This window comes from Agarivorans sp. MS3-6 (assembly GCF_054112545.1).
On the sequence record NZ_CM134202.1, the window covers coordinates 2,182,041 to 2,206,310 of the forward strand.

Below are 24,270 nucleotides of genomic sequence, written 5' to 3' on the forward strand. Positions count from 1 at the left end.
ATACTGAGCGAATAAGTGGCAAAGTATTAGATGAACTCGTAAGCATCACCATGTAATTGGTCTAAGGGTAAACCTTGCTGAGTAAAAGCAGTACGCGCTACATCGGCCATCTCAAAACGACCAGCAATATAAACCTCTAAGCCACTCATATCGGCAAAGTCTTCTAATACCGCTTCATGTACTAAACCTTTTTTCCCTGTCCACTGTGGCATAGCTTGTTCAAGCACAGGAACAAAAGTGACTTGATCAAGTTCAGCCCATTGATAGGCAAGTTCGTGTAAGTACAGACCGCCTAAATTACGGCCGCCCCAATACAAATAGATCTCGCGATCTTGTTCGCTATCCACAATATGTTCAACGATAGACTTAGCGTAAGAAAAGCCGGTTCCACCAACCATAATTAGGATCGGCCGTTGGCTTGATTCATCAAAACCCGCATGACCAAAAGGCATTTCCACCTCAATTTCACCGCTAATTTTTAACTTGTCGATGACTTGGCGGGCATAAGGGTTGCCTTCGGGGGCGCCAATATGTAATTCGTAAACCCCCGCCTGCTCTGGCGAACTGGCCAGAGAAAATGGTCGTTTATCATCTTCAGCCATTACTATCTGTAGATACTGGCCCGCCACAAATCCTTGTGGCTCAGATGGCTCTAATTCTACATTAAAAATGTCATCCAAGATCGGCGAGACCGATGCAACCTTGCAACTAATGCGCTTCATACTTTCACCCTTCTAAACTGATATAGAGATCTGTTTCTGCACTCGCTAAGCAGGCCGCAAACCATCCTTGGGTTTGCTCGGCTTCGCTTAGCATTGGCGCCATTCCATGGTAACTCACTGTGCCTGATATACATCGGGCTAAGCAGCTTAAGCAAGCACCTTGACCACATCTATATGGCCATTTTACTCCCTGCCTTGTCGCTGCATTTAGGAGTGTTTCTTGCGGTTCAACCCAAAAAACGGTTTGCCCCATTTCGACTTTATAGCTCTTTGCCACTAGTCTATGCCTAATTGCTGCCAAATACTATCCACTCTCTGCTTCACTTCTGGAGCCATTTCAATCACTTCCCCCCACTCTCGATTAGTTTCACCGGGCCATTTATTGGTCGCATCGAGACCCATTTTTGAACCCAAGCCAGACACCGGCGAGGCAAAATCTAAATAATCAATGGGAGTATGGTCTATTAACGTAGTATCTCGGCTAGGATCCATACGTGTGGTGATAGCCCATATTACATCCTGCCAAGAACGCGCGTTGATATCATCATCACAAACAATAACAAACTTGGTATACATAAACTGGCGTAGATATGACCAAACCCCAAGCATTACCCGCTTAGCATGACCAGGGTATTGTTTCTTAATCGTTATCACCGCCATCCGATAAGAACATCCTTCGGGTGGCAAATAAAAATCAACAATTTCTGGAAACTGCTTTTGTAGAATTGGAACAAATACTTCATTTAAGGCAACGCCCAATACAGCGGGCTCGTCGGGCGGCCGCCCCGTATAAGTACTATGGTAAATAGGGTCTTTTCGCATCGTCATATGGGTAATCGTAAACACCGGAAATTCGTCTACTTCGTTATAATAGCCGGTGTGATCACCGTAAGGGCCCTCGGGCGCATTTTCATTCGGCTCCAAATATCCCTCAAGCACTATTTCAGCACTCGCTGGTACTTCCAAATCATTACTAATACACTGCACGGTTTCGGTTCTTCCGCCCCGTAATAAACCGGCAAAAGCATATTCTGATAAGGTATCAGGGACCGGAGTTACCGCCCCCAAAATAGTGGCAGGATCAGCGCCCAAAGCAACCGCTACAGGGTAGGGTTTACCTGGGTTAAGTTCTTGAAACTCTCGAAAATCAATAGCTCCACCACGGTGTGACAACCAACGCATGATAAGTTTGTTTTTAGCCAACTTTTGCTGTCGATAGATACCCAAGTTTTGGCGTTTCTTATAGGGGCCCCGAGTAATAGTCAGCCCCCAGGTAACCAGTGGTGCAACGTCTCCAGGCCAGCAGTGTTGAATAGGCAATTTGTCTAAATCAACCTCCTCGCCACTCCATACAATTTCCTGGCATGGCGCCGAACGCAGCTTTTTAGTGGGCATATTAAGAACTTGTTTGAATATAGGCAGTTTTTCCCACAGTTCTTTCAAACCTTTTGGTGGCTCAGGCTCTTTTAGGTAAGACAGCCAAGTACCCACCTCGCGCAAGGCTGATACAGAGTCTTGCCCCATCCCTAAAGCCACGCGTTCTGGAGTGCCAAAAAGATTGCCCAACACCGGCATGCTGTGACCTTTAACATTTTCGAACAATAAAGCAGGGCCACCCGCTTTTAAAGTTCGATCGCATATTTCGGTCATTTCTAACTCGGTAGACACTTCAACGGTAATACGTTTTAGCTCTCCGCGCTTCTCCAGCAAGCCAATAAAGTCTCTTAAATCTTTATATTTCATTACATTAACCCAAGGTCGATTGGTCTTTCTTTCACCGCTGCGGTGAAGTCATTAATAGCTTTTAAACAAGACGAAAATGAAAAATATGCTTATTCTACATCAATATAGAACAACGCTGCAGACTAACCAAGGGTTCACTAAGCCTAATGAATAGCGCCTATGCGGTGCCTTTAGATTACCGAGATTGCATCTCAATCATCACAATTGCAGCCAACTCTTTATGCTCAGAATCACGGAATTGCTCCAAAATAAACTGAGCAGCGGGCGGGTAAACTCTGCCTAAGCGGGCAATCGCGCTATACGCAAAATAGAGTAATTCTGGATTATCCGCTGCATCCATGAGTATCTCAAAGGCCAGTTCAGGCGGCATTTGTAAACGCACCCACTCTAGCAACGAGACACTGTATTGATCCATAGGTAAGCGCAATACTTCGGCAATAGCTTCAGGCGTAGCGATACCCAAGGCTAACGCCACCACCACACTGTTATCAGGGAAAAATAACTTCCCTGGCATTGCTTTCTTCACATAGTGTAACTGTTCAGAATTCAATTGCGAAAAGGCTCTCTTTAGATCAAGCTGCTGCGCTAAAATAAGGGGGTTATTCCGCCTGAACACCAAAGACCACTGGAAATCATCACGCAGTAATTCGGTTAAATACAGTTGAGAGCGTTCCGCTGAAACTTGATTGAGAATTAAGCTTCTGGCTAAGGCCGGATAATCATAACTAGGTCGAATCACTTCGTAACCATCGATCACCGCAGCTTCTCTTACCAATGGCCGCTCTGAAGCTAACTCCAATAACCAATTTTTTAAAGTTTGGTCTGGAATATGCTGATTTAAATGCAAGTAGCGCAAGCTTTCAAACAGCAAGGCTTCACGGTGTTCAGCTCTTAAATTGGGAAGTAAGTCGATGACCCAGGCGGGTTGGTTTTGCATTAAAGCATCAACACTGCGCCGTAAAATCATGTTTGGCACTTGCTGATCGATAGCGTCGGCAGGCAGATTGGGACCTTGCTGCTCAGAATGAGCAAACAAGCTTAAGTTTAAACCTAAAACGAGTAGAAGATATTTCATCATCAGAAATAAAACTGGCCGTATTAACGGCCAGTTTAAAATTATTTCTTCTGCGCTTTCATCGCATCAAAAAAATCATCATTGGTCTTACTCATAGAGAGTTTATCAATTAGGAATTCCATCGCGCTGGTTTCATCCATTGGATGAACAATCTTCCGCAATATCCACATTTTCTGCAGTTCATCGGCACTAGTAAGCAACTCTTCGCGACGAGTACCAGAGCGATTAATGTCGATAGCTGGGTAAACACGTTTTTCTGCAATCTTACGGCTCAAGTGCAGTTCCATGTTACCGGTACCTTTAAACTCTTCGTAGATAACTTCGTCCATTTTTGAACCGGTATCTACCAACGCGGTAGCAATAATGGTTAAACTACCACCTTCTTCAACGTTACGGGCCGCACCAAAGAAACGCTTTGGACGGTGTAAAGCGTTAGCGTCTACACCACCGGTTAATACCTTGCCTGAAGAAGGAATAACGGTGTTGTAAGCGCGCGCCAAACGAGTAATAGAATCAAGTAAGATGATAACGTCTTTCTTGTGTTCAACTAGACGTTTAGCTTTTTCAATTACCATTTCTGCCACTTGAACGTGACGGCTAGCGGGCTCATCAAAGGTCGAAGCAATCACTTCGCCGCGAACCAAACGCTGCATTTCAGTCACTTCTTCAGGGCGCTCATCGATCAGCAATACGATAAGCTCACACTCTGGGTGATTAAATGCCACGTTTTGCGCAATGTTTTGTAGCAACATGGTTTTACCCGCTTTTGGCGGAGCAACAATCAAACCACGTTGGCCTTTACCAATCGGAGAGGCTAAATCTAAAACACGAGCGGTAATATCTTCGGTAGAACCATTACCACGCTCCATACGCATACGCTTGGTTGCATGCAGTGGAGTGAGGTTTTCAAATAAGATTTTATTACGCGAGTTTTCTGGTTTGTCGTGGTTAACTTGACCGATTTTTAATAAAGCAAAGTAACGCTCGCCTTCTTTAGGTGGGCGAATTTTACCTTCTACCGTATCACCGGTACGTAAGTTAAATCGACGGATTTGGCTAGGCGAAACATAAATATCATCAGGACCAGCTAAGTAAGAACAGTCGGCGCTACGTAAGAAGCCAAAACCATCCTGCAAAATTTCCAGTACACCATGACCAAAAATCGCTTCGCCGCTTTTCGCGTGAGCTTTTAAGATCGAAAAGATAATATCTTGCTTGCGCAAACGTGCCAGATTTTCTAAGCCCATTGATTCACCTAGGGTAATCAATTCATGGACCGGGGTATTTTTTAGCTCAGTTAAATTCATAATGATGGGGTTTCAGTTTTTATCGAAAAAGGCTGACGGCAGCTTGAGTGAGATAAAATAGAGATGCTTACTCGACTGTCTAATCGGCCAAGGGATAGCCTATAAAAAAACGGGCGTAGGAAAATTCGAAAATAAAATTAGCACTATTGTGGAGAAAGATCCAGCAAAAGCAGGCAACGAATGTCGACCTGCTCACATAGTTGTTACAGGTTTTCGTCCAAAAACGCGGTCAACTGCGCTTTAGACAAGGCGCCAACCTTGGTCGCCGCTACTTTGCCATCTTTAAATAACAACAAAGTTGGGATGCCTCGAATACCGAATTTTGGCGGTGTGCCCGCATTTTGGTCAATATTCAATTTGCCCACTGTGACTTTACCGGCATATTCGTCAGCAACTTCATCTAGGATCGGTGCAATCATTTTACACGGTCCACACCACTCAGCCCAGAAGTCAACCAGTACAGGTGTGCTTGCATTTAGTACGTCTGCCTCGAAACTGTCGTCGCTCAGCTGAACCAATTTGTCGCTCATGTCTTACTCCAAATATTTTCTGCTATCTATATAGATAATTTACCTGACTATTTGAAATCATCCGACCAATGAATGCAAGCCCAAGCTCATTCCAAGGGAATCTAAGCTAGCTTCAATTAACATAAGTAATTGAAGCAAGCATTAAAAGTAAATCTGGTACTGGTAGTGCAACTTAGCTGTGATATGCTTACGCAATGAGCAAAGCACATTTAACTGAACTACGATTCGCCGAATTAGGACTGCAAGATAAGGTATTAGAAGCCTTAGAGCAGCACGGCTATCACAATTGCACCCCGATCCAAGCGCAAAGCCTTCCCATCTTAACCACAGGTAAAGATATTGCAGGCCAAGCCCAGACCGGTACGGGGAAAACATTAGCCTTTTTAGTTGCCACGTTTAATCACCTGCTAATCACAGAAGTGCCCGAAACGCGCCAACAAAACCAACCAAGAGCGTTAATTCTCGCCCCGACTCGCGAACTGGCGATTCAAATTCATAACGATGCCCGCCTGCTAGCTAAAGCTACCGGCTTAAAGCTGGGTTTAGTTTATGGGGGAGAAGGTTACGCTAGCCAACGCGCCACTTTAGATGAAGGTGTTGATATTCTAATCGGAACAACCGGCAGAATGATTGACTACTTTAAGCAGGGCGCATTCAGCCTAAACAGTGTGCAAGCGCTGGTATTGGATGAAGCTGATCGAATGTTCGATTTAGGCTTTATTAAAGATATCCGCTATTTAATGCGTCGCATGCCAGAACCAAAACTACGTTTGAACATGCTGTTTTCCGCGACCTTATCTTTCAAAGTTAAAGAGCTCGCGTTTGAACACATGAACGAGCCTGAACATGTCATTGTTGAACCAGAACAAATGACGGGTGTTCGCATTAAAGAAGAACTTTTTTATCCTTCTAACGAAGATAAAATGGCCTTATTGCAAACCTTGGTTGAAGAAGATTGGCCAGAACGCGCCATCATTTTCGCTAATACCAAACATCGCTGTGAAGATATTTGGGGCCACTTAAGTGCCGACAAACATCGTGTAGGCCTTCTCACTGGTGATATTCCTCAGCGTAAACGCGTACAAATTCTAGAGCAATTTACAGAAGGTAAGTTAGATATTCTAGTCGCTACTGACGTAGCCGCTCGTGGCTTGCATATTCCTTCGGTAACGCATGTATTTAATTACGATTTACCCGACGATGCTGAAGATTATGTACACCGTATTGGTCGTACTGGACGCGCAGGCCTAAGCGGTCATGCCATTAGTCTTGCTTGTGAAGAGTATGTATTTAATTTGCCAGCCATTGAAGAATACATCAAACATACAGTGCCCGTTAGTCAATACGATAGTGAAGCATTGATCAGTGACTTACCTCGTGCCCAACGTATTCATAGAGCTAAAAATATGAATAACCGCAATGGCAGCAAAGGGCATAGTCGCAGTAATAGTAAACATTCGCATCAACGCCGCCCTAGGCAGCATTAAATAGACGCAAAGGATCTCCGTGTCAAAAGCTTCGCCCCTATATGCAGCCATTGATTTAGGTTCCAACAGCTTCCACATGTTAATCGTGCGGGAGCTGAGTGGCAGTGTGCAAACTATCGCTAAAGTGAAACGCAAAGTTCGCTTAGCGGCTGGTTTAGATGCGGACGATAAATTGGACCAAGCCGCGATGGTTCGCGGCTGGCAATGTCTCAGCTTATTTGCTGAACAGCTCCAAGACATTCCAGACGCCCAAATAAAAATAGTGGCTACAGCAACCCTGCGCCGAGCAACTAACGCCGAAGAGTTTTTGCTACAAGCAGAAAAAATCCTCAATCACAAAATCCATATCATTAGCGGTGAGACTGAAGCCAAAATTATTTATCGAGGGGTCGCGCATACCAGTAGCGGCAGCGGAAAACGTCTAGTGATAGATATTGGCGGCGCCAGCACCGAGCTCGTCGTAGGCGAACAAAGCGAAACCTTATTGCTAAATAGCTTAGATATGGGCTGCGTCACTTGGTTAAAGCGCTTTTTTCAAGATCAGCTCAGCGAGGCAAACTTTGTGCAAGCCATTGCCGCAGCCAAGCAAGTGATAGATCCTGTGCTAAGTGATTATCGGCGCCTTGGCTGGCAATCTAGCTTAGGCGCGTCAGGCACCATTCAAGCACTACTAGAAATAGTGACCGCACAAGGCCTCGATGAACGCATCACTTACCCCAAGCTAAAAGCGATTCAGCAACAAGTCATCGATTGTGGCAGCGTGGAAAAACTCGAAATTCAGGGCTTGGGCGATGAGCGCAAACCAGTATTCGCTTCTGGTTTAGCCATTATTTTAGCTTTATTTGAAAGCTTGCAGATAGAAAGCTTAACATTAGCTGGAGGCGCTTTACGCGAAGGCTTGGTTTACAGCTTATTGAGCCAAAAAGAAACCAGTAGCGTTCGAGCTCGTACCGCTGAAAGCTTCGTAAAGCGTCACCGCATAGATAATGAACATGCAGAGCGAGTGGCCCATTGCGCCCTCAATATGGCCCAACAAACTAGCCCAAGTTTAAGTAATCGCGGTTTAAGTTTGCTGAAGTGGGCAGCGATGTTCCATGAAGTGGGTTTGAACATCGAGTTTAAAAAAGCACCTCAACATGCAGCTTACATTATTGACCATTCTGATTTACCGGGCTTTACCAGCGCTCAAAAACACTTTATATCAAGCTTATTATTGAATCAGCGTGGTGAGTGGCAAACTGGGCTTTTAGCTCAACAAAATGCCTTGGAAAACGCCGAAGCTATCGTATTAGCCAGATTACTGCGCATCGCTATCATTGTATGCATGCGACGAACTCAAGGCAGCGTACCTAAAATCACTTTGCTACAAACACAAGATAACTGGCAACTTTGCTTCCCGCCGACTTGGAACCAGCAACATCCGTTACGTGCAGCCGAATTGCAACACGAAGCAAAAGTTCAAACAGAAGCGGGCTACCCGTTGGGTATTATTGAAGCCTTATGTTAAACCCGCTACTTCGGTGTAGCTAAAGGTATCACCACCCGCTTACGATAATTCAGCAAATCAAAATCTTCTCGCCAAAATTCTTCAATCATTTTGTCCATTAAGCCACTATCAACCGCTTTTTCTAATGCTTGTTCTAATATGGGGGCTAATGTAGGGTCTTTACTACTCACATAAAACTGAAAATCTCGCTGATAATTTAACAACAAGTAGGGCTCAATCGCTAAGTAAGGATGCTGCAGAGACTCATTAATGATTTCAGTAAAGCCACGTGAAAAATAATCAATGCCACGCTTTTTATTCGCCACCATTTTGTATAAACGGCGCCACTCGCCGTCAACTTCGACTGTTGCTAACTGGTTGTGCTGCCACACCGCAACATCGAACCAATTTTTACCAAAGCCGCCGGTTTTATCTAGCGCTTTAAAATCATCTAAGTTAGACACAAAGCGATAGCTATCTACATCCGACTTCGGCACGAGTAACAGACGATGACCAATTAGGCCGTTGGTCAAACCAATTTTAATTGGGGTGAAGGCTGGATCTTGATTTCGCTCCTCGGTGGCCAACAGCCACACCAAGCTCAATTGTCCATTGCGCAACATTGATTCCGCTCTCTTTTGCGGCAAATTAGACGACAAGATAATCTGCGGCTGATGACCCGCGTCCAATAGCGCTTGCTCTAGCAGCTCGTGGTAATAAATGTGTGAGTCATCGGAGTAAACCGGTAAATGCAATTCAACCGTTGCTGCGTATAAGGACTGAGAGACCAAGAATAGTAAGCCAACAATACATCGCATAATGCCTCCTGCATAAATAAGATTACTAGCTCCAGCTAGTACTCCACGCTTATTTAAAGATAGCCTATTTAGATGACATAAAAAGATCAGCCAAACACAAATTTTGCTGAAAATAGAGATAATGGCCTTTTAACTTATAATTTGGTCACTTTTAAGTTCAAGCGTTGCGCTAATATTGACCTTAGCAGGCGAGGCTGGCACACTGCGCCCGCGAGCAGTCAACATTTCGGTTACTGCCATAAAACGTGTTACCACTGTGCTATTTAAGTCGAGGAGAATACAATGCCACAACCACAAGTTGCCATCATCATGGGGTCAAAAAGCGATTGGCCAACCATGGAAAACGCCGCCGAAGTATTAGAACAATTAGGCGTAGAATTTGAGGTTGAAGTAGTTAGCGCTCACCGCACTCCCGACAAACTTATGGAATTCTCGGCCAACGCGGCTGACCGTGGTATCAAAGTGATTATTGGTGGTGCAGGCGGTGCAGCCCATTTACCAGGCATGGTTGCGTCGAAAACCCGTTTACCGGTATTAGGTGTTCCGGTTCAAAGCAAAGCCTTAAATGGCATGGACAGCTTACTGTCAATTGCCCAGATGCCTAAAGGCGTAGCAGTTGGCACCTTAGCCATTGGCACTGCGGGTGCTTATAATGCTGGCTTGTTTGCCGCGCAAATCTTGGCAACAACTAACCCACAACTAGCAGAGCGTATTGAAGCATTCCGCAGTGCGCAAACTGAATCGGTGTTAGCCCACCCAGATCCACGTGTAGCCGAGTAAGTTAGGTGAGTACAATGAACAAAATTTGGATCTTAGGTGCAGGTCAATTAGGCGCCATGCTTAAACATGCCGCTCAACCACTGAATATCGAGGTTCGTCCAGTGGAAACTGACGAAACCGACACCTTTGCTATCGCCAGCAACGACATCATTACGGTTGAGCGTGAGCACTGGCCCGTTACAGCAGCCACCGAGCAACTCACTCAGCACCCAAGTTTTCTCAATGGGCCTGCACTGGCGCAGTTAGCCGACCGTGCCAGTCAAAAGAAGCTCCTTGACTCTTTAGGTTTAGCCACCGCGCCGTGGGTTGATGTGAAACAAAAACACAGCGCCGAGCAACTGTTTGCCGAGCTCGGCGAGCGGGTATTGTTAAAACAGCGCTCTGGCGGCTACGACGGAAAAGGCCAACATTGGCTTAAGCAACAAGGTAGTGCCGAGCAACGCGCGATACCGCAAGAATGGTTAGACCATTGTATTGCCGAGCAAGCGATTAACTTTGACGAAGAAGTTTCGTTAATTGGCATGCGCCATGCTAATGGTGATACTGCTTTTTACCCTCTGGCTATTAATCAGCACCATGAAGGTATTTTGCTCGCTACCGTGTCACCTGTTGCTAGCAAAACGCCGCTGCAAGGCCAAGCAGAAACGATGCTTGGCAAGCTAATGGACGCGCTCGACTATGTCGGGGTGATGACCATGGAGTGCTTCCAGGTAGGTGATAAGCTATTAATAAACGAAATCGCGCCACGCGTTCACAATAGCGGACATTGGACTCAAGCGGGATCTAGCTTAAGTCAGTTTGAAGCGCATATTCGCGCCGTAGCAGACTTGCCCTTGGTTCAGCCCCTAGTGAAAACCCAAAGTGTAATGCTCAATCTGATTGGTGTTGAATATAATCAGCAATGGTTAAGCGTGCCGGGTATCGAAGTTTTTTGGTATGGCAAAGAGGTTCGCCCTGGTCGAAAAGTCGGTCATATCAACATTAGTATTGCCGACCGCCAGCAATTACTCACCAGCCTAGCGCAATTAGAACCGCTAATGACGCCTGTATATGCTGACGCGATAGCATGGCTAATTAATCACTTAGATTAAGCATTTGGCGGTGTAATTAGCGTTACACCGCCATTGACTGAGGCCACTAAGCAGCAATAGTCGGCAGTTTAAGCGGTTTCACATTTGTTTCACTTGATGTCTTATACACTAAGCATCTATTAAGTCGTAACTGTAAGGATCACGGTTGCTCAATAACATTCTCAACATTGGTACCCGTAAAGGACAGCGCCACGCCGTTCGCATGACCAATCTTTTCATTGTTATTGGCCTGCCTTTGTTGATCCTCAACGTTTTCGTACAAGCGCTCGAATTCAACATTACAGCCACTGAATTTTGGCTGATTAACGGCATAGTCATACTCGCTTACTGCGCCACTCTTTTGCTGAATTGGCTAAATCAAAATGAATTAGCACGCGCCTGGATGATCACGGTATTTGTTCTGGATATTACCCTCGCCTCAACCCGCTGGTTTGGCATTGAATCTCTTATATTCTTCCATCTGGTAATATTGTATCCGGTTGCCTTCTTACTTTGGCAAAACAAACCGTCCATTCGCAATGCTTTACTCGCCTTGATTAGCGTGGCCTTTTTTGCGGTATTTTACTGGCCAAGTGAGCCTATGTATCCCAGTAACATCGAGCAAAGGCATAGCTCAATGGCTTTGGTGTTTATCAATTGCGCCATTTTACTGAGTCTGGTTGCAAAACTGTTTTCTGTCGATACACAACGGGCACACAACCATCTGGCAAAACAAGCACGAATTGACCCTTTGACTAACATTTTGAATCGCCGAGAGCTAGAGCGACAACTTGAGCAAGCATGCAGTTCTGTAGCGAGCATGGCCGTAATGTTGTTTGATATTGACAAGTTCAAAGCCATTAACGACCAACATGGCCACCATGCAGGCGACGAGGCACTAAAACACGTAGTGGCCACTATTCAAGAGGTGTTGCCCGAAGAGCTGATGTTCGCCCGCTTTGGGGGAGATGAGTTCTGTATTTTGTGGCCTAATTGCAAGCGGCCACAAGCACAGTATTTAGCGTTACAACTAGTTCAGCATGTCGCGAGTAAACCCTGGCAGCATCAGCAGCACCGGCACCGGCACCGGCAGCGAATGACCATCAGTATGGGGCTCGCCTTTGACACACAGAGCCAACACCTTTCAAAATTGCTCATTGAGGCTGACCACGCCATGTACGCAGCCAAAGGTAAAGGGCGTAATACTTTTGTGGCAGCTTGGATTAAGCCTAAACACTCTGTACCCGCCTAGTGCCCTGCCAATGCTCTTTCTATATTTGCGATTAGGCCGCCACTTTGAACTATGAATGGTTAGCTCTATTAGCCGCAGCATTGTGGGCTTTTACTAGCTTAATTTCGGTGACACCAAGCCGCCAATTAGGCGCGTTCGCCTATAGTCGTTGGCGCATGGGACTGGTGAGCATCATGTTGCTTAGCGCGGCAGTTTTCAATAATCAGTGGCAAATGATTAGCATCGAGCAAGCTGGTTTATTCGCGCTGTCAGGCTTTGTGGGGGTATTTGTTGGCGATACCGCGTTATTCGCCTGCATGAATCGACTAGGGCCACGCCGCGCCAGTTTGTTATTTGCCTGCCATGCCGCTTTTTCGGCTTTTTTAGGCGTATGGTTATTTAACGAAGCGTTGTTTGGCTGGTCGCTACTCGGCGCAGCGTGTTTATTTTTGAGCGTAGTGCTGGCAGTCAGTTTTGGTCGCAAATCAGAGCAACACAGCTGGGAGACCATATCAGGCCCGGTGAGTATTGCTGTCGCTCTAGGTTTAACCGCTGCGCTTTGTCAAAGCATCGGCACGGTCATGCTCAAACCCATGATGAGCAATCCTGAACTGGCACAAATTGACCCCGTTGCAGGCTCCGCTCTGCGTATGACCAGTGCGTTTGCTGCCCACTGGCTATTATGGCTCAGCGGTCACAAAATGGCGCGAGCGCAGGCCCCGCTAAGCAGGCCCTTGTTTTTAATGATAGCGAGCAATGGCTTTCTAGCGATGGCTGTCGGTATGACCTTAATGCTCTATGCTTTGCGCTATGGCGACTTATCTGTGGTAGCGCTATTGTCTTCTACCTCTCCGGTATTGGTGCTGCCGTTGCTTTGGATAGTGACTAAACAAGCCCCCACGCGTTCAGCATGGCTAAGTGCTAGCTTATGCCTTTTAGGGAGTGCCTTGCTAATATTTGCTTAGTCTTTTGGCGATTTAAAGGCCGCTAAATGAGCAATTCGCTGGTCAATAAAAAACACTTTTTGCTGGTATAACTCCGAACTGGTGGAGCCGTATACTTGGCTAAACTGTTGTTCACTGATGCCTTCGGTAAGATCGTCAATTCGAGGGAAAAAAGCCTCCTCTGAATGAGCATGACGCATGACCGACAAAAACTGCTGGGCTTTATCGGCATTTCTCGCCGTTTCGGCGAACATAATGCCAGTGCGGTCTGCCGCTAGATCTGCAAAACTAAAACCACTGCCACCCTCAAGCGAGTCAAATAGCTCTTTAAACTCACCAATGGAAGCACTAAAACCTCGCTCTGCGGCTAAGCTCAAACCTGCTGAATATACAAAATGCAGCAATAGGTCTCTTCGCCCTGCAAGGGTTACGTTAGTGGGTGCAGCTTCTAAAATTATAGGCTGATCAAAGCGCTGCACCATCAGTTGCTGGAACGCCCCTTGACTAAAAAAAATGGCCATCGCCCACACTAAAGCTTGCTGCTCAGCGAGCACTTCACCTTGTTTCCCGCGGATTGCCGCATCAAAACTTAAAGGATACAAATAATCATAGAGGGAGATAGCTTGCCGCTGACCATATTGCCGCTTTAGCGTTGAAAGTTTTTGGTAATACACATCAACCGGTAAGTGATGACTGCTAGGGTTTTGCCACTGACTGATGTTTTTGTAGACACTCGCTACCCGTAAACCCAAATTGGCCATGGGTTGTAAAGTGACATCCAATTGCTGAGGGTTGACTTTAACACTAACAACACTGGCTAGTAGTTCTGCCACTTTTAGCTCAGGAAACAGGTGGGCTAATGCACCAGTAGCCAAAGACTGTGCAAAACTCCCCGGCAGCCGTAAACCGCCCAGCTGCCAGTCGCCTAAGCGCAACCCGTCTGCTGAAGACAATACCGTTATTTGGCTATTAATATAAGCACTGAAGACAGAATTAGGCAGGGCTAAACTGGCGCTAATCAGTAACTGTTGTGACTGGTATTCCGCTTCGGCATTGAGCCCCTTAAGCGCAGTAGAGGCCAAAGCTAATAAGCCCTGCATTTGCTGCTGGTTTAACTGTACCTCAATCACTTGTTGAGCACTGCGGTAGTGTGCAAGATTGGTTTTTAGCCACTGTTTAGATTCAGCAACCTGCCCAGCACTAACCGAAGCAGGGGCGTATACAGTGGCTTGTTTAGATAACGTTAACGCCAATAGCAACAATATACCCAGCAACAAAACCAGCGCTAAACCCAACAACGCAGCTAACAGTTTTCTCATAATGGCAAAGCCAAATCCCAAGCAGTGTTAATAGTGATCAATGAGGACGTTAACTACTTATCTTCGCTTAACCACTGCGCGACATCTTTAGCGAAGTAGCTCAAAATCCCATCGGCGCCAGCACGTTTAAAGGCCAACAATGATTCTAATACAACGGGGCGCTCAGCTAACCAGCCATTTTGTATTGCCGCTTTATGCATCGCATACTCTCCGCTCACTTGATAAGCAAAGGTGGGCACGGCAAAGGTATCTTTCACTTGGCGCACCACATCCAAATAAGGCATACCAGGCTTAACCATCACCATGTCAGCCCCTTCTTCAATATCTAAGGCCACTTCATGTAAGGCTTCTTGACCATTAGCAGGGTCCATCTGATAGGTTTTCTTATTGCCACCTTTTAGGTTAGCAGAGCTTCCCACGGCATCGCGAAATGGGCCGTAATAGCTAGAAGCATACTTAGCCGAATAAGCCATAATCAAGGTGTTGTGAAAACCCGCCTCTTCAAGCGCTTCACGAATTGCAGCAATTCGCCCATCCATCATGTCAGATGGAGCAACCACATCGGCTCCAGCTGCTGCGTGGGACAAGGCTTGCTTGACTAAAATTTCAGTGGTGATGTCGTTTTGCACATAACCTTGCTCATCAATAATGCCGTCTTGACCGTGGGTGGTAAAGGGATCTAAAGCGACGTCAGTCATTATACCCAGCTCAGGAAAAGCCTGTTTAAGGGCTCGAACGGCCCGTTGTGCAAGGGCATCAGCAGCATAAGCTTGTTCAGCTAACAGTGATTTTTGCTCGAGCGGCGTCACCGGAAACAGGGCAATCATTGGCACCCCTAAAGACACTAATTGCTCTGCCTCTTTCAGTAGCAAATCAATACTAAAACGATATACCCCAGGCATAGAAGCCACGCTTTCAGTCTGATTGTCGCCCTCAATAACGAACATAGGATAAATGAGGTCATCCACTGTAAGCTGATTTTCACAGGCTAAACGGCGCGAAAAGTCATGGCGGCGAATACGACGCATGCGGGTAGCGGGGAAAGTTCTTGTTACGCTCACAAGGCGCTCCTTGGATGAGAAAAAATAGCTAGCGCTACTTTAAGCGGCCAAACACACATCGGCAAGCCTCGCTGAGCGATTTATTCAATATAATCGTTCACCAACAGCCTGAGTTAAGCGCTCCAAAACGCGCAGTTTATCCCTTCTACTGACAATCGCTACAAAGGAAAACGTTTCCACTTTTACGCTACATTTGCTAGATTGAATGGATACATTGTAGTGGGTGCCTAGATTAACGCACTTGATACAGCCTCGCTAAATAAAGACCTAGGCTTAACAACACAATTAGCTTGTTTATGGAGAGCAAATGGCCACAATTAAAGACGTAGCTGCCGCCGCTGGCGTGTCTGTTGCCACGGTATCACGAGTGGTAAATAATGGCCCAAAAGTAAGTGCTAAAAACCGCGACTTAGTAAAAAAAGTAATGTTAGAACTCGGTTACCGGCCTAACGCTAATGCGCGCGCTTTGGTGACTCAAACCAATCCTACTTTAGGTTTAGTATTTAGTGAACTCACCGACCCATTTTTTGCCACCCTAGCAGGCGGAGTAGAAAAGGTTACCCGCAACAACAATATCCAATTGCTCATTAGCAACGGTTTAGTGAGTGCCGAAACAGAAAAACGAGCTATCGAAACCTTATTAGAACAGCGTTGCCAAGCCTTGGTGGTACACTCTAAAGCCTTGAGTAATCAGGCGTTAATTGACTATGCCGAAGCAGTGCCCGCAATGGTATTGATCAACCGCTATATTCCCGAAATTGCCCATCGCTGTGTATGGTTAGACAACCAGGCTGGCGGTGAAGCAGCAGCGCGTCATTTATTATCCTTGGGCCATAGCAACATCGCATGTATAACCAGTAACTACGATATTGAAGACCCCCGCTTACGCTTGCAAGGGGTTAAAAATGCCCTCAGTGAGCATGGCGCGCCCTTGGCAGAGCACGCTATCGCTTCGTCTGAACCCAATGAGATTGGCGGTGAGATAGCAGCCCAAAACCTCCTAGCTAGAGGCTTAGATTTTACCGCACTGATCGTTTATAACGATTCCATGGCATCTGGGGCAATCACTGTGTTATGTGATAATGGTTACCGAGTTCCAGAAGATATTTCAGTCATCGGCTTTGACGACGTATTGTTATCACGCTACTTGCGCCCCAAGTTAACAACAATGCGTTATCCAATAGAGATGATGGCCATGGAAGCGGCTGAAATGTCCTTGGCTTTAGCCAGCGGAGGGACCGTCGCCCCGCTACACAAATATGTGCCCACCCTAGTTAAACGTGATTCGGTGGTGGCGCAGACCAAAACCGTTAGCGTTTAAACCAAACAGGGACCCCCCAGCCACAAGGCCCAGCCAAGTGGCTAAATCCCCAACTTATCTCGCAAATTGTAATACACCGCCCCTAATGCGGTGAACGGCACTTGCAAATGACGCCCTCCTGGAAAGCGATAGTGGTTTAACGAGGCAAATACATCAAAACGTTGAGATTGCTCGCTGATGACTTCAGCCAATAATTTACCCGCTAAATGGGTGCAAGTAAGACCATGCCCACTGTAACCTTGTAAGTAATATATGTTGCTGTCTAAGCGACCAAACTGCGGCATACGCGAATAGGTCAATAAAAAATTACCGGTCCAAGCGTAATCAATGCTGACTTGCTTTAGCTGAGGAAACAAGGCTTCAAATTTGGGGCGAATTTGTCGCTCAATAGAGGCTAATGGCTTCGCCCCATAGACTACGCCACCACCAAAAAGCAGTCGCTTATCAGCCGTTATACGGTAGTAGTCGAGCAAATAGTTACAGTCTTCCACACAATAATTTTGCGGCAATAGCTGTTGGCATAGCTGATCACTCAAAGGCTCTGTCGCTACCACTTGAGTGCCACAGCGTATCGCCTTGTCACTCAGCTTAGGTTCTAACTCACCCAAATAGGCATTTCCAGCAAACAGTAAATAGTTAGCGGTAACACTGCCATGTTCTGTGGTGACTTTAGCGGGCTCGCCACTTTGGTATTCAATCACCGCCGATTGCTCGTAGATTTCACCGCCTAATGCCAATATGGCCTCAGCTTCACCTAAGGCTAAATTAAGCGAGTGAATATGGCCGCCTTTCATATCTAATAAACCGCCATGATAAGCGCTGGTGCCTACTACTTTTTCTAGCTGAGCTTTATCTAACAATTCCAGCTGATGATTGCCAAAGCGTTCCCAGTTAGCTTTTTGCTCGGCTAAACCGGCTAATTGCTTAGCATTGAACGCAGCGAATACTCCGCCTTGTTGGTAATCACAATCAATGTTGTAGTCGGCAATTCGTGAGCGAATGATTTCGCCGCCTTCAAAAATCATTTCATTTAACGCTTGCGCAGTATCTTTGTCATAACGCTGCTCGATGACATCCACGTCGCGGCTGTAGCTATTTACGATTTGCCCACCATTACGTCCAGTCGCACCAAAGCCAACTTTGACACTTTCAAGCACCACCACATGAAAGCCTTTCTCAGCTAAATGTAAGGCTGAAGATAGTCCGCTAAAACCACCACCAACAATACATATATCACAGCGTAGATCTGCCTGTAGTTGCGGAAATTGACGGCTGTTATTTGCCGTTGCCGCATAATAAGAATCGGTGTGTTGTTGCATAGCCCCCCCTAAAGTAATGGTGTCGCTTATGGCTGATGCTGTTGAGCTGCTTGAACAAAATGCCCAAAAATAGCTTGCGAGATAAGATTGCTTTTAGCTTGCCACTCGGGGTGCCACTGCACCGCATAAAAAAATGGATGTTCGGCCAATCGATAGGCTTCAACCAAGCCATCTTCAGCTTGAGCTTCTATAATTAAGCCGTCAGCTAAACGCTTCACGCCTTGATTATGTAGAGAGTTAACGTCGGCAGTATGACTATTTAGCCATTTTGCCAGCCAACTATCTGTGGCTAGCTTGAGGCGATGCTGATCAGCGTATTTTTGATTAAAATCTTCGGTATCGGGTTCGCGATGCTCAATGCTGCCTTCTAGCTGATAAACCTTATGGTGTAAGCTGCCACCTAAGGCGACGTTCATCTCTTGAAAACCGCGGCAAATACCCAGCACTGGCAGAGCGTGCTGTTTAGAATATTCAACAATAGCAAAAGCCAGACTATCTCTGCCGGCGTCTAATCGTGGTTCCAAATGGCTAGCCCCATATAAGCTAGGGTGCACGTTAGAATGACTACCAGTTAACAATACTCCGTCAAGCTGAGCGAGCACTCGGCCTAAGGTATCTCCACTTAGCTGATGAGTTAGTAGTACTGGGCTAGCGCCATATTCGCTTAAGGCATTTAAGTAAAAATCATTGACACTTTGAACCTGATAAGCACCCTGTGGCTTATGACAAGTAATCACACCGATTAACGGTTGTTTAGCGCTAGTTTCCATTAACGTCCTCTTCACCCTTGATCCTAAACAGATTAAAACTAAGGTGGCATAGAAAAAGCCAAATGTAAAATATAATTAACACCCAGTAATAAAGTGATAATTAGTTGCACCTTCGAACCACCAGCAAACGGGCAGATAATCGACGCGCGCAAATGTCAGTATCAGTGGACCACTCTTCGCTAAGGCTTTTGCTAAACAGTTAAAGTAAATCGCAATGAATAGACTAAGCGCCATTAGTGCTAATCTGGCAAATCAATGGCGGCTCCGCTCGATAATAGGTAAAATCAGCTCGTAATACATTAGGAGTATGGGGCACACCCTCAATCATGGCAGAACAAGTACGCATTAAGATCCAAGTCAACTCAGTAGCTACGCCACAACAATCGTCAGTAAATAAAGTACTCGCACCTAAACCCCCCTTTGATTTAGGTAAGATTTTTGCCGCTCTCAGCATACTCATCCTGTTAGTTGGCGTACTTATTTATCGCTTTTGGCCTGCAGAAAGCCCAAGCTCAAGGCTAATTGCAGCGCCTAACGAAGTGGCGATTGATGACTCTAGCTCAAGCGCCCCCCTTGAAACAACGGCAATAAGTTTGCCCGTTCCGGAGCAAACACACCCGCAACCAAACAGTATAGAGAAGGCTTCAAGCAAGGCAGTACTAGACCCACAAGCTTTAAATCAAGCGACTGCACAGGCTAGCTCAGACACTCCAGCGTTAGCTCAGACAAACCCTAATCAAGCTACCTCTGAGACAACCACGTTAAGTCAAGCAAGCGCAACGCAAGCTGCCTCTGAGACAACCACGTTAAGTCAAGCAAGCGCAACACAACCCGCCACTGAGACAACCACGTTAAGTCAGGCAAGCGCAACGCAAGCCACCTCTGAGACAACCTCGTTAAGTCAAGCAAGCGCAACACAAGCCGCCTCTGAGACACCCTCGTTAAGTCAAGCAAGCGCAACGCAAACCGCCCCTGAGACAACCTCGTTAAGTCAAGCAAGCGCCATTCAAGTTGTCTCTGACGAGCAACGTTCAAGCGAGGTAAACACCTCTGAACAACTATTGATTACTGAGGAAAGCGAGAGATTAACAACTGAACCCACATTGGCTAAGCAAGCGCCAAGGTGGATTGATCAACAATTACCGCGGGCGCAGCTTACCAGTGGCATTAGCCGACGCGAGCCACTCGATACACTCACGCGTATTACGCTTAGCGAGCAAAATGTTGCCTATCTCTTTTTAGAGCTACGCGGTATGCAGGGGCAGCAAGTGCAGGTACATTGGTATCAAGGTCAACAATTACGTGCCAGTGTAGATTTAGCGATTGGCGGGCAACGCTGGCGTACTAATTCGAGTAAACAGTTTGATATGAGTAGTCGTGGCAATTGGCGTGTCAGCGTCGTCAATCAGCAGCAAAAGCTTATTTTTGAGCAAGAATTTACCGTGGATTAAGCCCCATAACTTGCAGCACCGCTAAGTCATGGTAGATTTAGTAGTAACTTTAGACCATCAAAAGGTGATTCGGTGGAGCTTGATTTAATTCGTAGCGCCCTTGGCTGGGGAGCGCTTATCAACGTAGCAGTGCTTTTGTATTGGTTTGCTTTTTTAACCTTAGCCCACGATTGGACGTATAAATGGCATTCTAAGTGGTTTAACCTTAGCGTAGAAAAATTTGACCGCTTTCATTACCTAGGGCTGGCACTCTATAAAACGGCCATTATTGCCTTCTACATCGTGCCGTATATTGCCCTTACCATCGTCTTAGATTAGTCGGTATATAACACTATCGACTTAGGCTCAGTGATCGAATATCCGACGGTGGCCACACCCTCAACGTCTTGAATTTGGGTATGAATGGTTCCTTCAACCCATATGGGTTCCCACAAGTCTTCTAATTGTAAACCCTGCTTATAAGTCACATAAACAATTTGGTTAGGTGGCGGTGGCGGATAATGCAAACACGCGCCAAAGTAGGGTACCAACAAAAACTCGGTCACTAACTCCCCCTCACTGTCTAGAGGCACAATGAAACCCGGAATACGGATCGGTGTGCCGTCTAAGTCTTGATTAACGCTAACATTGAGGTTTTGCTGACCCGCTTCGTTCATCGGCGCGTTATGGTCAACCTCAGGCATACTCATTTGTCTTTCATTTTCGGGTAATAGCTGGTCCCAAACATCTACGCCATCAGCCTGAGCATTCACGCTCAACAGCACTAGGCCAACCAGGTAATAAGCAAGTTTCATCATCGCTCCTATTTAAATTTTTATGCTCATGCCATCGCTAAGCGAATAACGATAAGCACGCCAAGCAGGCAGTACGCCTGCAATAAAGCCAATCACCACTACCGCCAACAATAAATACCACTGCTCTAGACTTGGCCAAGTCAATATTAGGTAGAAGCCAAATTGATTAAGTAAGATAGGCTTTGCCGCAGCCAAAATTAAATACATGCTAGCTAGGCCCATTAGGGCACCTAGTCCACTCAGCAATAAGGCCTCAATCAGTAACAAACCAAAAATATGTCTCGGTTTAGCCCCTACCGAACGCAAAATAGCCATTTCTCTGCGGCGCTCTTTTAAGCTCACCATTAAGGTGGTTAACATACTCATTAAACCGGTAATTACCACACAAATAGACACTGCTAGCAGTGCGCTTTCAGCGATGCTTAAAATGCTCCACAATTCTTGCAAGGCTACGCCCGGCAATATCGCTAACAAAGCCTCATTCTTATACTGGTTTATTTGCCGCTGTAGACTAAAAATTTGTAACTTAGACTGAGTCCCTAACATCATGGCTGTAATGCTAGACGGCGTAAGCTGTTGCGCACTGTAGGGTTCGCTTTGAGGCGCTAAATGAATAGCTTCAATCCCCGCTAAAGTAGTGATAACCGTGCGATCAACTGGCGTACCGGTTGGTTTTAATATACCGCTGACCACAAACGGGTATTGATCATGATTAACAAAGCTAACTGCGGCAATACCATGGGCAACCACAATCTTATCACCCAGTTGATAGCCTAACTTGCGGGCCACTTCAGCCCCTAGAACCACCTCGAAAGTATCATTCAAGGCCTGCCCTTTTGCAAAGCGTAAAGGCTGTTTATTGGCATATTGGTAATGGTCAAAAAAGCTATTGGTTGTGCCCATGACTCGATAACCGCGATGTGAATCACCCAGCGAAATAGGAATCGACCACTTCACTGAAGACTGACCGGCGATCTCTTGATAACTGTCCCAGCTAATATTATTGGTCGCGTTACCAATGCGAAATACTGAATAGAGAAGTAGTTGAGTAGGACCACTGCGCGCCCCCACAATTAAATCGGTACCCGAGATGGTCGAGGCAAAACTCGATTTAGCTTGGGTACGCAGATTCTCTACACCAAGGAGTAAAGCAACACTTAAGGCAATGGTAAATAAGCTTAATAAGGCGGTACCACGCCTTGCCCAAAGGCTATGTCCGGCGAGTTTAAGCAAGCTCATGCTGGCCTCCTAAATTAAGCGCCGGTAAATCAACCACTTGCTCAAAACGTTCAGCTAACTCATGATCATGGCTCACCAATAATAAACTACTGTCACAGTGTTTTAGTTCAGCCATCAACAAGTTCATAAAGTGTTCGCGGTTAGTTTTATCTAAAGCAGAGGTGGGTTCGTCGGCAATAATAAGCGCCGGTGAGCCAATCATGGCACGCGCGGCAGCTACCCGTTGCTGCTGGCCAATGCTCAGTTGGCCTACCGGCTGCTCGAGTTGTTTGTCGGGCAATTGTAGATGCGCCAGTAAGCGCCGCGCTTCTTCAAGCACCGTGGCTGAGCGACTCAAGGCGCGCTGTTTACGTAGCCTAGAAAACTGACAAGCCAAAGCAACATTGTCTAATACGGATAAATAAGGCAACAAATTAAACTGCTGAAATACATAACCAATATTGTCAGCGCGTAATTGGTCTCGCTTCGCAGCAGACAGGCTGGCGCAGTCCTGTCCCATAAATTCAAGCCGCCCGCGCTGTGGGCTTATCACCCCAGCTATTAAGCTCAATAGGGTCGACTTACCACAACCGCTAGGCCCATGGATGAAGGTATGACTGGCAGCTTGAATGTTTAAATGGGGAATGTGAATGGCCGGGTGCTGTTCACCCGGCCACGCAAACACCACTTCATCTAAACGCAATAGAGAAGCAGAGTGAGTCATTTTATAGCTTCACCTTATTTTGATTGGGTTTAGCGTCAAGGGCGGTTTGTCCGCTATCGCTAACCCCTTGCACATGAAACACTTGGATCCGTGGGAAGGCCTCAAACCACTGAAGCTCAAAGCCATTTAATGTCGATAATTGATGGCAATGGAACTGATAACTCAAGCGCACATCTTGATGGCTGGAATGATCGTGGCTATCCGGTTCTGCGAGCTCATTGTGCTGCTCATGCATGGCTTCATCATCTTGATGCTTAGCATGGTCATGAGCATCATGTTCTTCCGCTTCACTATGATGGTCGTGTTTATCATGCTCATGATGTTCTTCCTCTTCATCATGATGACCATGTTTATCATGCTCATGATGTTCTTCCTCTACATCATGATGGTCATGTTTATCATGCTCATGGTGTTCTTCCTCTTCATCATGATGGTCATGTTTACCATGCTCATGGTGTTCGGCTTCTAACGCCCCCCAGTCCTGAGTCACTTTTTCTAACTCACATTCGCCACCATCAAATGTAAACAGTTGCATCGCTTGCGCCACCTGCAATTGTGCATCACTCAATAATTGCTGTTGCTGCTCGTTAACTGGAACATGCTCAAAACCCAACAAGTTATCGGCGGGTGAGTGAATGTCGATATCTAATTGTTCGCCTGAAGCGGCGAAAAATAACTCTGCAACCCCATGTTGATGGGCAGATTGCGCATATACTGCGCAGCTAAGCAGGCTTAGGCCCGCGACAAAAATAGGCTGTAACTTCATTGTGTATATCCATGATTAACTAAAAAATTAAAGGTTTCTTACGGTTAGTTTCATGGAGGGAGGGGAGCGCGCACTCGCGGTAACCGCATCAACATTTTGATAGCGGTAGTGGGATTTAATAGCACTCACTGCACCACTGAGCAATGCGGTAATTAGTGCACTACAAGTGATTGCAGTTGCGAGTTTTTCTAAATGATAACAAAGCTGACAATGTACCTCAGAATGGGCCGGGTCTAAGCGCTCCAATTGATGTTCACCCCACGCCAAGGCAAGCGCGAACACTGATAAAATCAGTATCCAAGTTAACCTGTTCTGGGAGCGGGGCGTTGTCATC

The 24,270-nt window shown here is 46.2% G+C and carries 25 protein-coding genes; 9 read left to right on the forward strand and 16 right to left on the reverse strand.

The genetic code is table 11. The features are described from left to right. Positions 1–26: 26 nt before the first annotated feature. The 6 genes from fre to trxA all read right to left on the reverse strand — a co-directional run bounded on the left by fre (position 27) and on the right by trxA (position 5,377). Positions 27–722 (reverse strand): NAD(P)H-flavin reductase, encoded by a 696-nt coding sequence (gene fre, locus ACVFI8_RS09975; RefSeq protein ID WP_248713441.1) that lies wholly within the window; start codon positions 720–722, stop codon positions 27–29. Positions 723–726: 4 nt separating this feature from the next. Next, complete coding sequence (locus ACVFI8_RS09980) at positions 727–999, reverse strand: 2Fe-2S iron-sulfur cluster-binding protein (RefSeq protein ID WP_457873729.1); 273 nt, start codon at positions 997–999, stop codon at positions 727–729. Beyond that, positions 999–2,465: a 4-hydroxy-3-polyprenylbenzoate decarboxylase gene (gene ubiD, locus ACVFI8_RS09985; RefSeq protein ID WP_248713443.1), complete on the reverse strand. Its 1,467-nt coding sequence runs from the start codon at positions 2,463–2,465 to the stop codon at positions 999–1,001. Before ubiD ends, ACVFI8_RS09980 begins: the two co-directional genes overlap by 1 nt. A gap of 175 nt (positions 2,466–2,640) precedes the next feature. After that, positions 2,641–3,543, reverse strand: coding sequence for a hypothetical protein (locus tag ACVFI8_RS09990; RefSeq protein ID WP_248713444.1), 903 nt, complete (start codon positions 3,541–3,543; stop codon positions 2,641–2,643). Positions 3,544–3,581: 38 nt separating this feature from the next. Beyond that, entirely contained in the window at positions 3,582–4,847 is a 1,266-nt protein-coding gene (rho, locus tag ACVFI8_RS09995) for a transcription termination factor Rho (protein ID WP_248713445.1), read from the reverse strand. A 203-nt stretch (positions 4,848–5,050) separates the two neighbouring features. Next, entirely contained in the window at positions 5,051–5,377 is a 327-nt protein-coding gene (gene trxA / locus ACVFI8_RS10000) for a thioredoxin TrxA (protein ID WP_248713446.1), read from the reverse strand. A 194-nt stretch (positions 5,378–5,571) separates the two neighbouring features. Here trxA and rhlB point away from each other — a divergent pair, with 194 nt between their 5' ends. Then, complete coding sequence (rhlB, locus tag ACVFI8_RS10005) at positions 5,572–6,864, forward strand: ATP-dependent RNA helicase RhlB (protein WP_248713447.1); 1,293 nt, start codon at positions 5,572–5,574, stop codon at positions 6,862–6,864. Positions 6,865–6,883: 19 nt separating this feature from the next. Beyond that, positions 6,884–8,371, forward strand: coding sequence for a guanosine-5'-triphosphate,3'-diphosphate diphosphatase (gppA, locus tag ACVFI8_RS10010; RefSeq protein WP_248713448.1), 1,488 nt, complete (start codon positions 6,884–6,886; stop codon positions 8,369–8,371). Between the two features lie 5 nt (positions 8,372–8,376). Here gppA and ACVFI8_RS10015 read toward each other — a convergent pair whose 3' ends face one another. Further along, on the reverse strand, positions 8,377–9,168 hold the full coding sequence (locus ACVFI8_RS10015) for a type 2 periplasmic-binding domain-containing protein (protein WP_248713449.1): 792 nt from the start codon (positions 9,166–9,168) through the stop codon (positions 8,377–8,379). A 282-nt stretch (positions 9,169–9,450) separates the two neighbouring features. On the opposite strand from ACVFI8_RS10015, the gene purE reads away from it, so the two are divergent. The 4 genes from purE to ACVFI8_RS10035 all read left to right on the forward strand — a co-directional run bounded on the left by purE (position 9,451) and on the right by ACVFI8_RS10035 (position 13,214). After that, positions 9,451–9,948, forward strand: a complete 498-nt coding sequence (gene purE, locus ACVFI8_RS10020; RefSeq protein ID WP_248713450.1) for a 5-(carboxyamino)imidazole ribonucleotide mutase — start codon at positions 9,451–9,453, stop codon at positions 9,946–9,948. A gap of 14 nt (positions 9,949–9,962) precedes the next feature. Continuing rightward, entirely contained in the window at positions 9,963–11,039 is a 1,077-nt protein-coding gene (gene purK, locus ACVFI8_RS10025; RefSeq protein ID WP_248713451.1) for a 5-(carboxyamino)imidazole ribonucleotide synthase, read from the forward strand. Positions 11,040–11,184: 145 nt separating this feature from the next. Then, positions 11,185–12,270, forward strand: coding sequence for a GGDEF domain-containing protein (locus ACVFI8_RS10030; protein WP_457873730.1), 1,086 nt, complete (start codon positions 11,185–11,187; stop codon positions 12,268–12,270). 44 nt (positions 12,271–12,314) lie between these two features. Further along, complete coding sequence (locus ACVFI8_RS10035; RefSeq protein WP_457873731.1) at positions 12,315–13,214, forward strand: DMT family transporter; 900 nt, start codon at positions 12,315–12,317, stop codon at positions 13,212–13,214. Here the strand turns inward: ACVFI8_RS10035 and ACVFI8_RS10040 are convergent. Both ACVFI8_RS10040 and hemB read right to left on the reverse strand, forming a co-directional pair. Beyond that, complete coding sequence (locus ACVFI8_RS10040) at positions 13,211–14,512, reverse strand: hypothetical protein (RefSeq protein ID WP_248713454.1); 1,302 nt, start codon at positions 14,510–14,512, stop codon at positions 13,211–13,213. The genes ACVFI8_RS10035 and ACVFI8_RS10040 overlap by 4 nt on opposite strands. A gap of 53 nt (positions 14,513–14,565) precedes the next feature. Then, on the reverse strand, positions 14,566–15,573 hold the full coding sequence (gene hemB, locus ACVFI8_RS10045; protein ID WP_256469299.1) for a porphobilinogen synthase: 1,008 nt from the start codon (positions 15,571–15,573) through the stop codon (positions 14,566–14,568). A 307-nt stretch (positions 15,574–15,880) separates the two neighbouring features. Between hemB and ACVFI8_RS10050 the strand changes: the two genes are divergently transcribed. Continuing rightward, positions 15,881–16,894 (forward strand): LacI family DNA-binding transcriptional regulator, encoded by a 1,014-nt coding sequence (locus ACVFI8_RS10050; RefSeq protein ID WP_457873732.1) that lies wholly within the window; start codon positions 15,881–15,883, stop codon positions 16,892–16,894. 41 nt (positions 16,895–16,935) lie between these two features. On the opposite strand, the gene ACVFI8_RS10055 is transcribed toward ACVFI8_RS10050, so the two are convergent. Both ACVFI8_RS10055 and ACVFI8_RS10060 read right to left on the reverse strand, forming a co-directional pair. Next, positions 16,936–18,213, reverse strand: a complete 1,278-nt coding sequence (locus ACVFI8_RS10055) for an NAD(P)/FAD-dependent oxidoreductase (RefSeq protein WP_457873733.1) — start codon at positions 18,211–18,213, stop codon at positions 16,936–16,938. A gap of 26 nt (positions 18,214–18,239) precedes the next feature. Continuing rightward, entirely contained in the window at positions 18,240–18,983 is a 744-nt protein-coding gene (locus tag ACVFI8_RS10060; RefSeq protein ID WP_457873734.1) for a gamma-glutamyl-gamma-aminobutyrate hydrolase family protein, read from the reverse strand. Positions 18,984–19,309: 326 nt separating this feature from the next. Between ACVFI8_RS10060 and ACVFI8_RS10065 the strand changes: the two genes are divergently transcribed. Continuing rightward, positions 19,310–20,434: a DUF2914 domain-containing protein gene (locus ACVFI8_RS10065; protein WP_457873735.1), complete on the forward strand. Its 1,125-nt coding sequence runs from the start codon at positions 19,310–19,312 to the stop codon at positions 20,432–20,434. A gap of 72 nt (positions 20,435–20,506) precedes the next feature. After that, positions 20,507–20,752, forward strand: coding sequence for a DUF6868 family protein (locus tag ACVFI8_RS10070; protein WP_248713459.1), 246 nt, complete (start codon positions 20,507–20,509; stop codon positions 20,750–20,752). Here the strand turns inward: ACVFI8_RS10070 and ACVFI8_RS10075 are convergent. Genes ACVFI8_RS10075 through ACVFI8_RS10095 form a run of 5 tightly spaced genes read right to left on the reverse strand, consistent with a single transcriptional unit; the run spans position 20,749 to position 24,269 of the window. Beyond that, on the reverse strand, positions 20,749–21,231 hold the full coding sequence (locus ACVFI8_RS10075; protein WP_248713460.1) for a DUF3299 domain-containing protein: 483 nt from the start codon (positions 21,229–21,231) through the stop codon (positions 20,749–20,751). The genes ACVFI8_RS10070 and ACVFI8_RS10075 overlap by 4 nt on opposite strands. A 9-nt stretch (positions 21,232–21,240) precedes the next feature. Next, positions 21,241–22,467 (reverse strand): ABC transporter permease, encoded by a 1,227-nt coding sequence (locus tag ACVFI8_RS10080; RefSeq protein ID WP_457873736.1) that lies wholly within the window; start codon positions 22,465–22,467, stop codon positions 21,241–21,243. Beyond that, positions 22,454–23,170, reverse strand: coding sequence for an ABC transporter ATP-binding protein (locus ACVFI8_RS10085; RefSeq protein WP_248713462.1), 717 nt, complete (start codon positions 23,168–23,170; stop codon positions 22,454–22,456). Before ACVFI8_RS10085 ends, ACVFI8_RS10080 begins: the two co-directional genes overlap by 14 nt. A gap of 1 nt (position 23,171) precedes the next feature. Next, positions 23,172–23,936, reverse strand: a complete 765-nt coding sequence (locus tag ACVFI8_RS10090) for a ZrgA family zinc uptake protein (RefSeq protein WP_457873737.1) — start codon at positions 23,934–23,936, stop codon at positions 23,172–23,174. 27 nt (positions 23,937–23,963) lie between these two features. Then, positions 23,964–24,269: a hypothetical protein gene (locus tag ACVFI8_RS10095; protein WP_248713464.1), complete on the reverse strand. Its 306-nt coding sequence runs from the start codon at positions 24,267–24,269 to the stop codon at positions 23,964–23,966. Position 24,270: the final 1 nt, after the last annotated feature.

Coding starts and splice junctions, on each gene's coding strand:
- fre (WP_248713441.1), bottom strand. CDS start 722: ATGAAGCGCATTAGTTGCAAGGTTGCATCGGTCTCGCCGATCTTGGAT.
- ubiD (WP_248713443.1), bottom strand. CDS start 2,465: ATGAAATATAAAGATTTAAGAGACTTTATTGGCTTGCTGGAGAAGCGC.
- ACVFI8_RS09990 (WP_248713444.1), bottom strand. CDS start 3,543: ATGATGAAATATCTTCTACTCGTTTTAGGTTTAAACTTAAGCTTGTTT.
- rho (WP_248713445.1), bottom strand. CDS start 4,847: ATGAATTTAACTGAGCTAAAAAATACCCCGGTCCATGAATTGATTACC.
- trxA (WP_248713446.1), bottom strand. CDS start 5,377: ATGAGCGACAAATTGGTTCAGCTGAGCGACGACAGTTTCGAGGCAGAC.
- rhlB (WP_248713447.1), top strand. CDS start 5,572: ATGAGCAAAGCACATTTAACTGAACTACGATTCGCCGAATTAGGACTG.
- ACVFI8_RS10015 (WP_248713449.1), bottom strand. CDS start 9,168: ATGCGATGTATTGTTGGCTTACTATTCTTGGTCTCTCAGTCCTTATAC.
- purE (WP_248713450.1), top strand. CDS start 9,451: ATGCCACAACCACAAGTTGCCATCATCATGGGGTCAAAAAGCGATTGG.
- purK (WP_248713451.1), top strand. CDS start 9,963: ATGAACAAAATTTGGATCTTAGGTGCAGGTCAATTAGGCGCCATGCTT.
- ACVFI8_RS10040 (WP_248713454.1), bottom strand. CDS start 14,512: ATGAGAAAACTGTTAGCTGCGTTGTTGGGTTTAGCGCTGGTTTTGTTG.
- ACVFI8_RS10050 (WP_457873732.1), top strand. CDS start 15,881: ATGGCCACAATTAAAGACGTAGCTGCCGCCGCTGGCGTGTCTGTTGCC.
- ACVFI8_RS10055 (WP_457873733.1), bottom strand. CDS start 18,213: ATGCAACAACACACCGATTCTTATTATGCGGCAACGGCAAATAACAGC.
- ACVFI8_RS10060 (WP_457873734.1), bottom strand. CDS start 18,983: ATGGAAACTAGCGCTAAACAACCGTTAATCGGTGTGATTACTTGTCAT.
- ACVFI8_RS10065 (WP_457873735.1), top strand. CDS start 19,310: ATGGCAGAACAAGTACGCATTAAGATCCAAGTCAACTCAGTAGCTACG.
- ACVFI8_RS10075 (WP_248713460.1), bottom strand. CDS start 21,231: ATGATGAAACTTGCTTATTACCTGGTTGGCCTAGTGCTGTTGAGCGTG.
- ACVFI8_RS10080 (WP_457873736.1), bottom strand. CDS start 22,467: ATGAGCTTGCTTAAACTCGCCGGACATAGCCTTTGGGCAAGGCGTGGT.
- ACVFI8_RS10085 (WP_248713462.1), bottom strand. CDS start 23,170: ATGACTCACTCTGCTTCTCTATTGCGTTTAGATGAAGTGGTGTTTGCG.
- ACVFI8_RS10090 (WP_457873737.1), bottom strand. CDS start 23,936: ATGAAGTTACAGCCTATTTTTGTCGCGGGCCTAAGCCTGCTTAGCTGC.
- ACVFI8_RS10095 (WP_248713464.1), bottom strand. CDS start 24,269: ATGACAACGCCCCGCTCCCAGAACAGGTTAACTTGGATACTGATTTTA.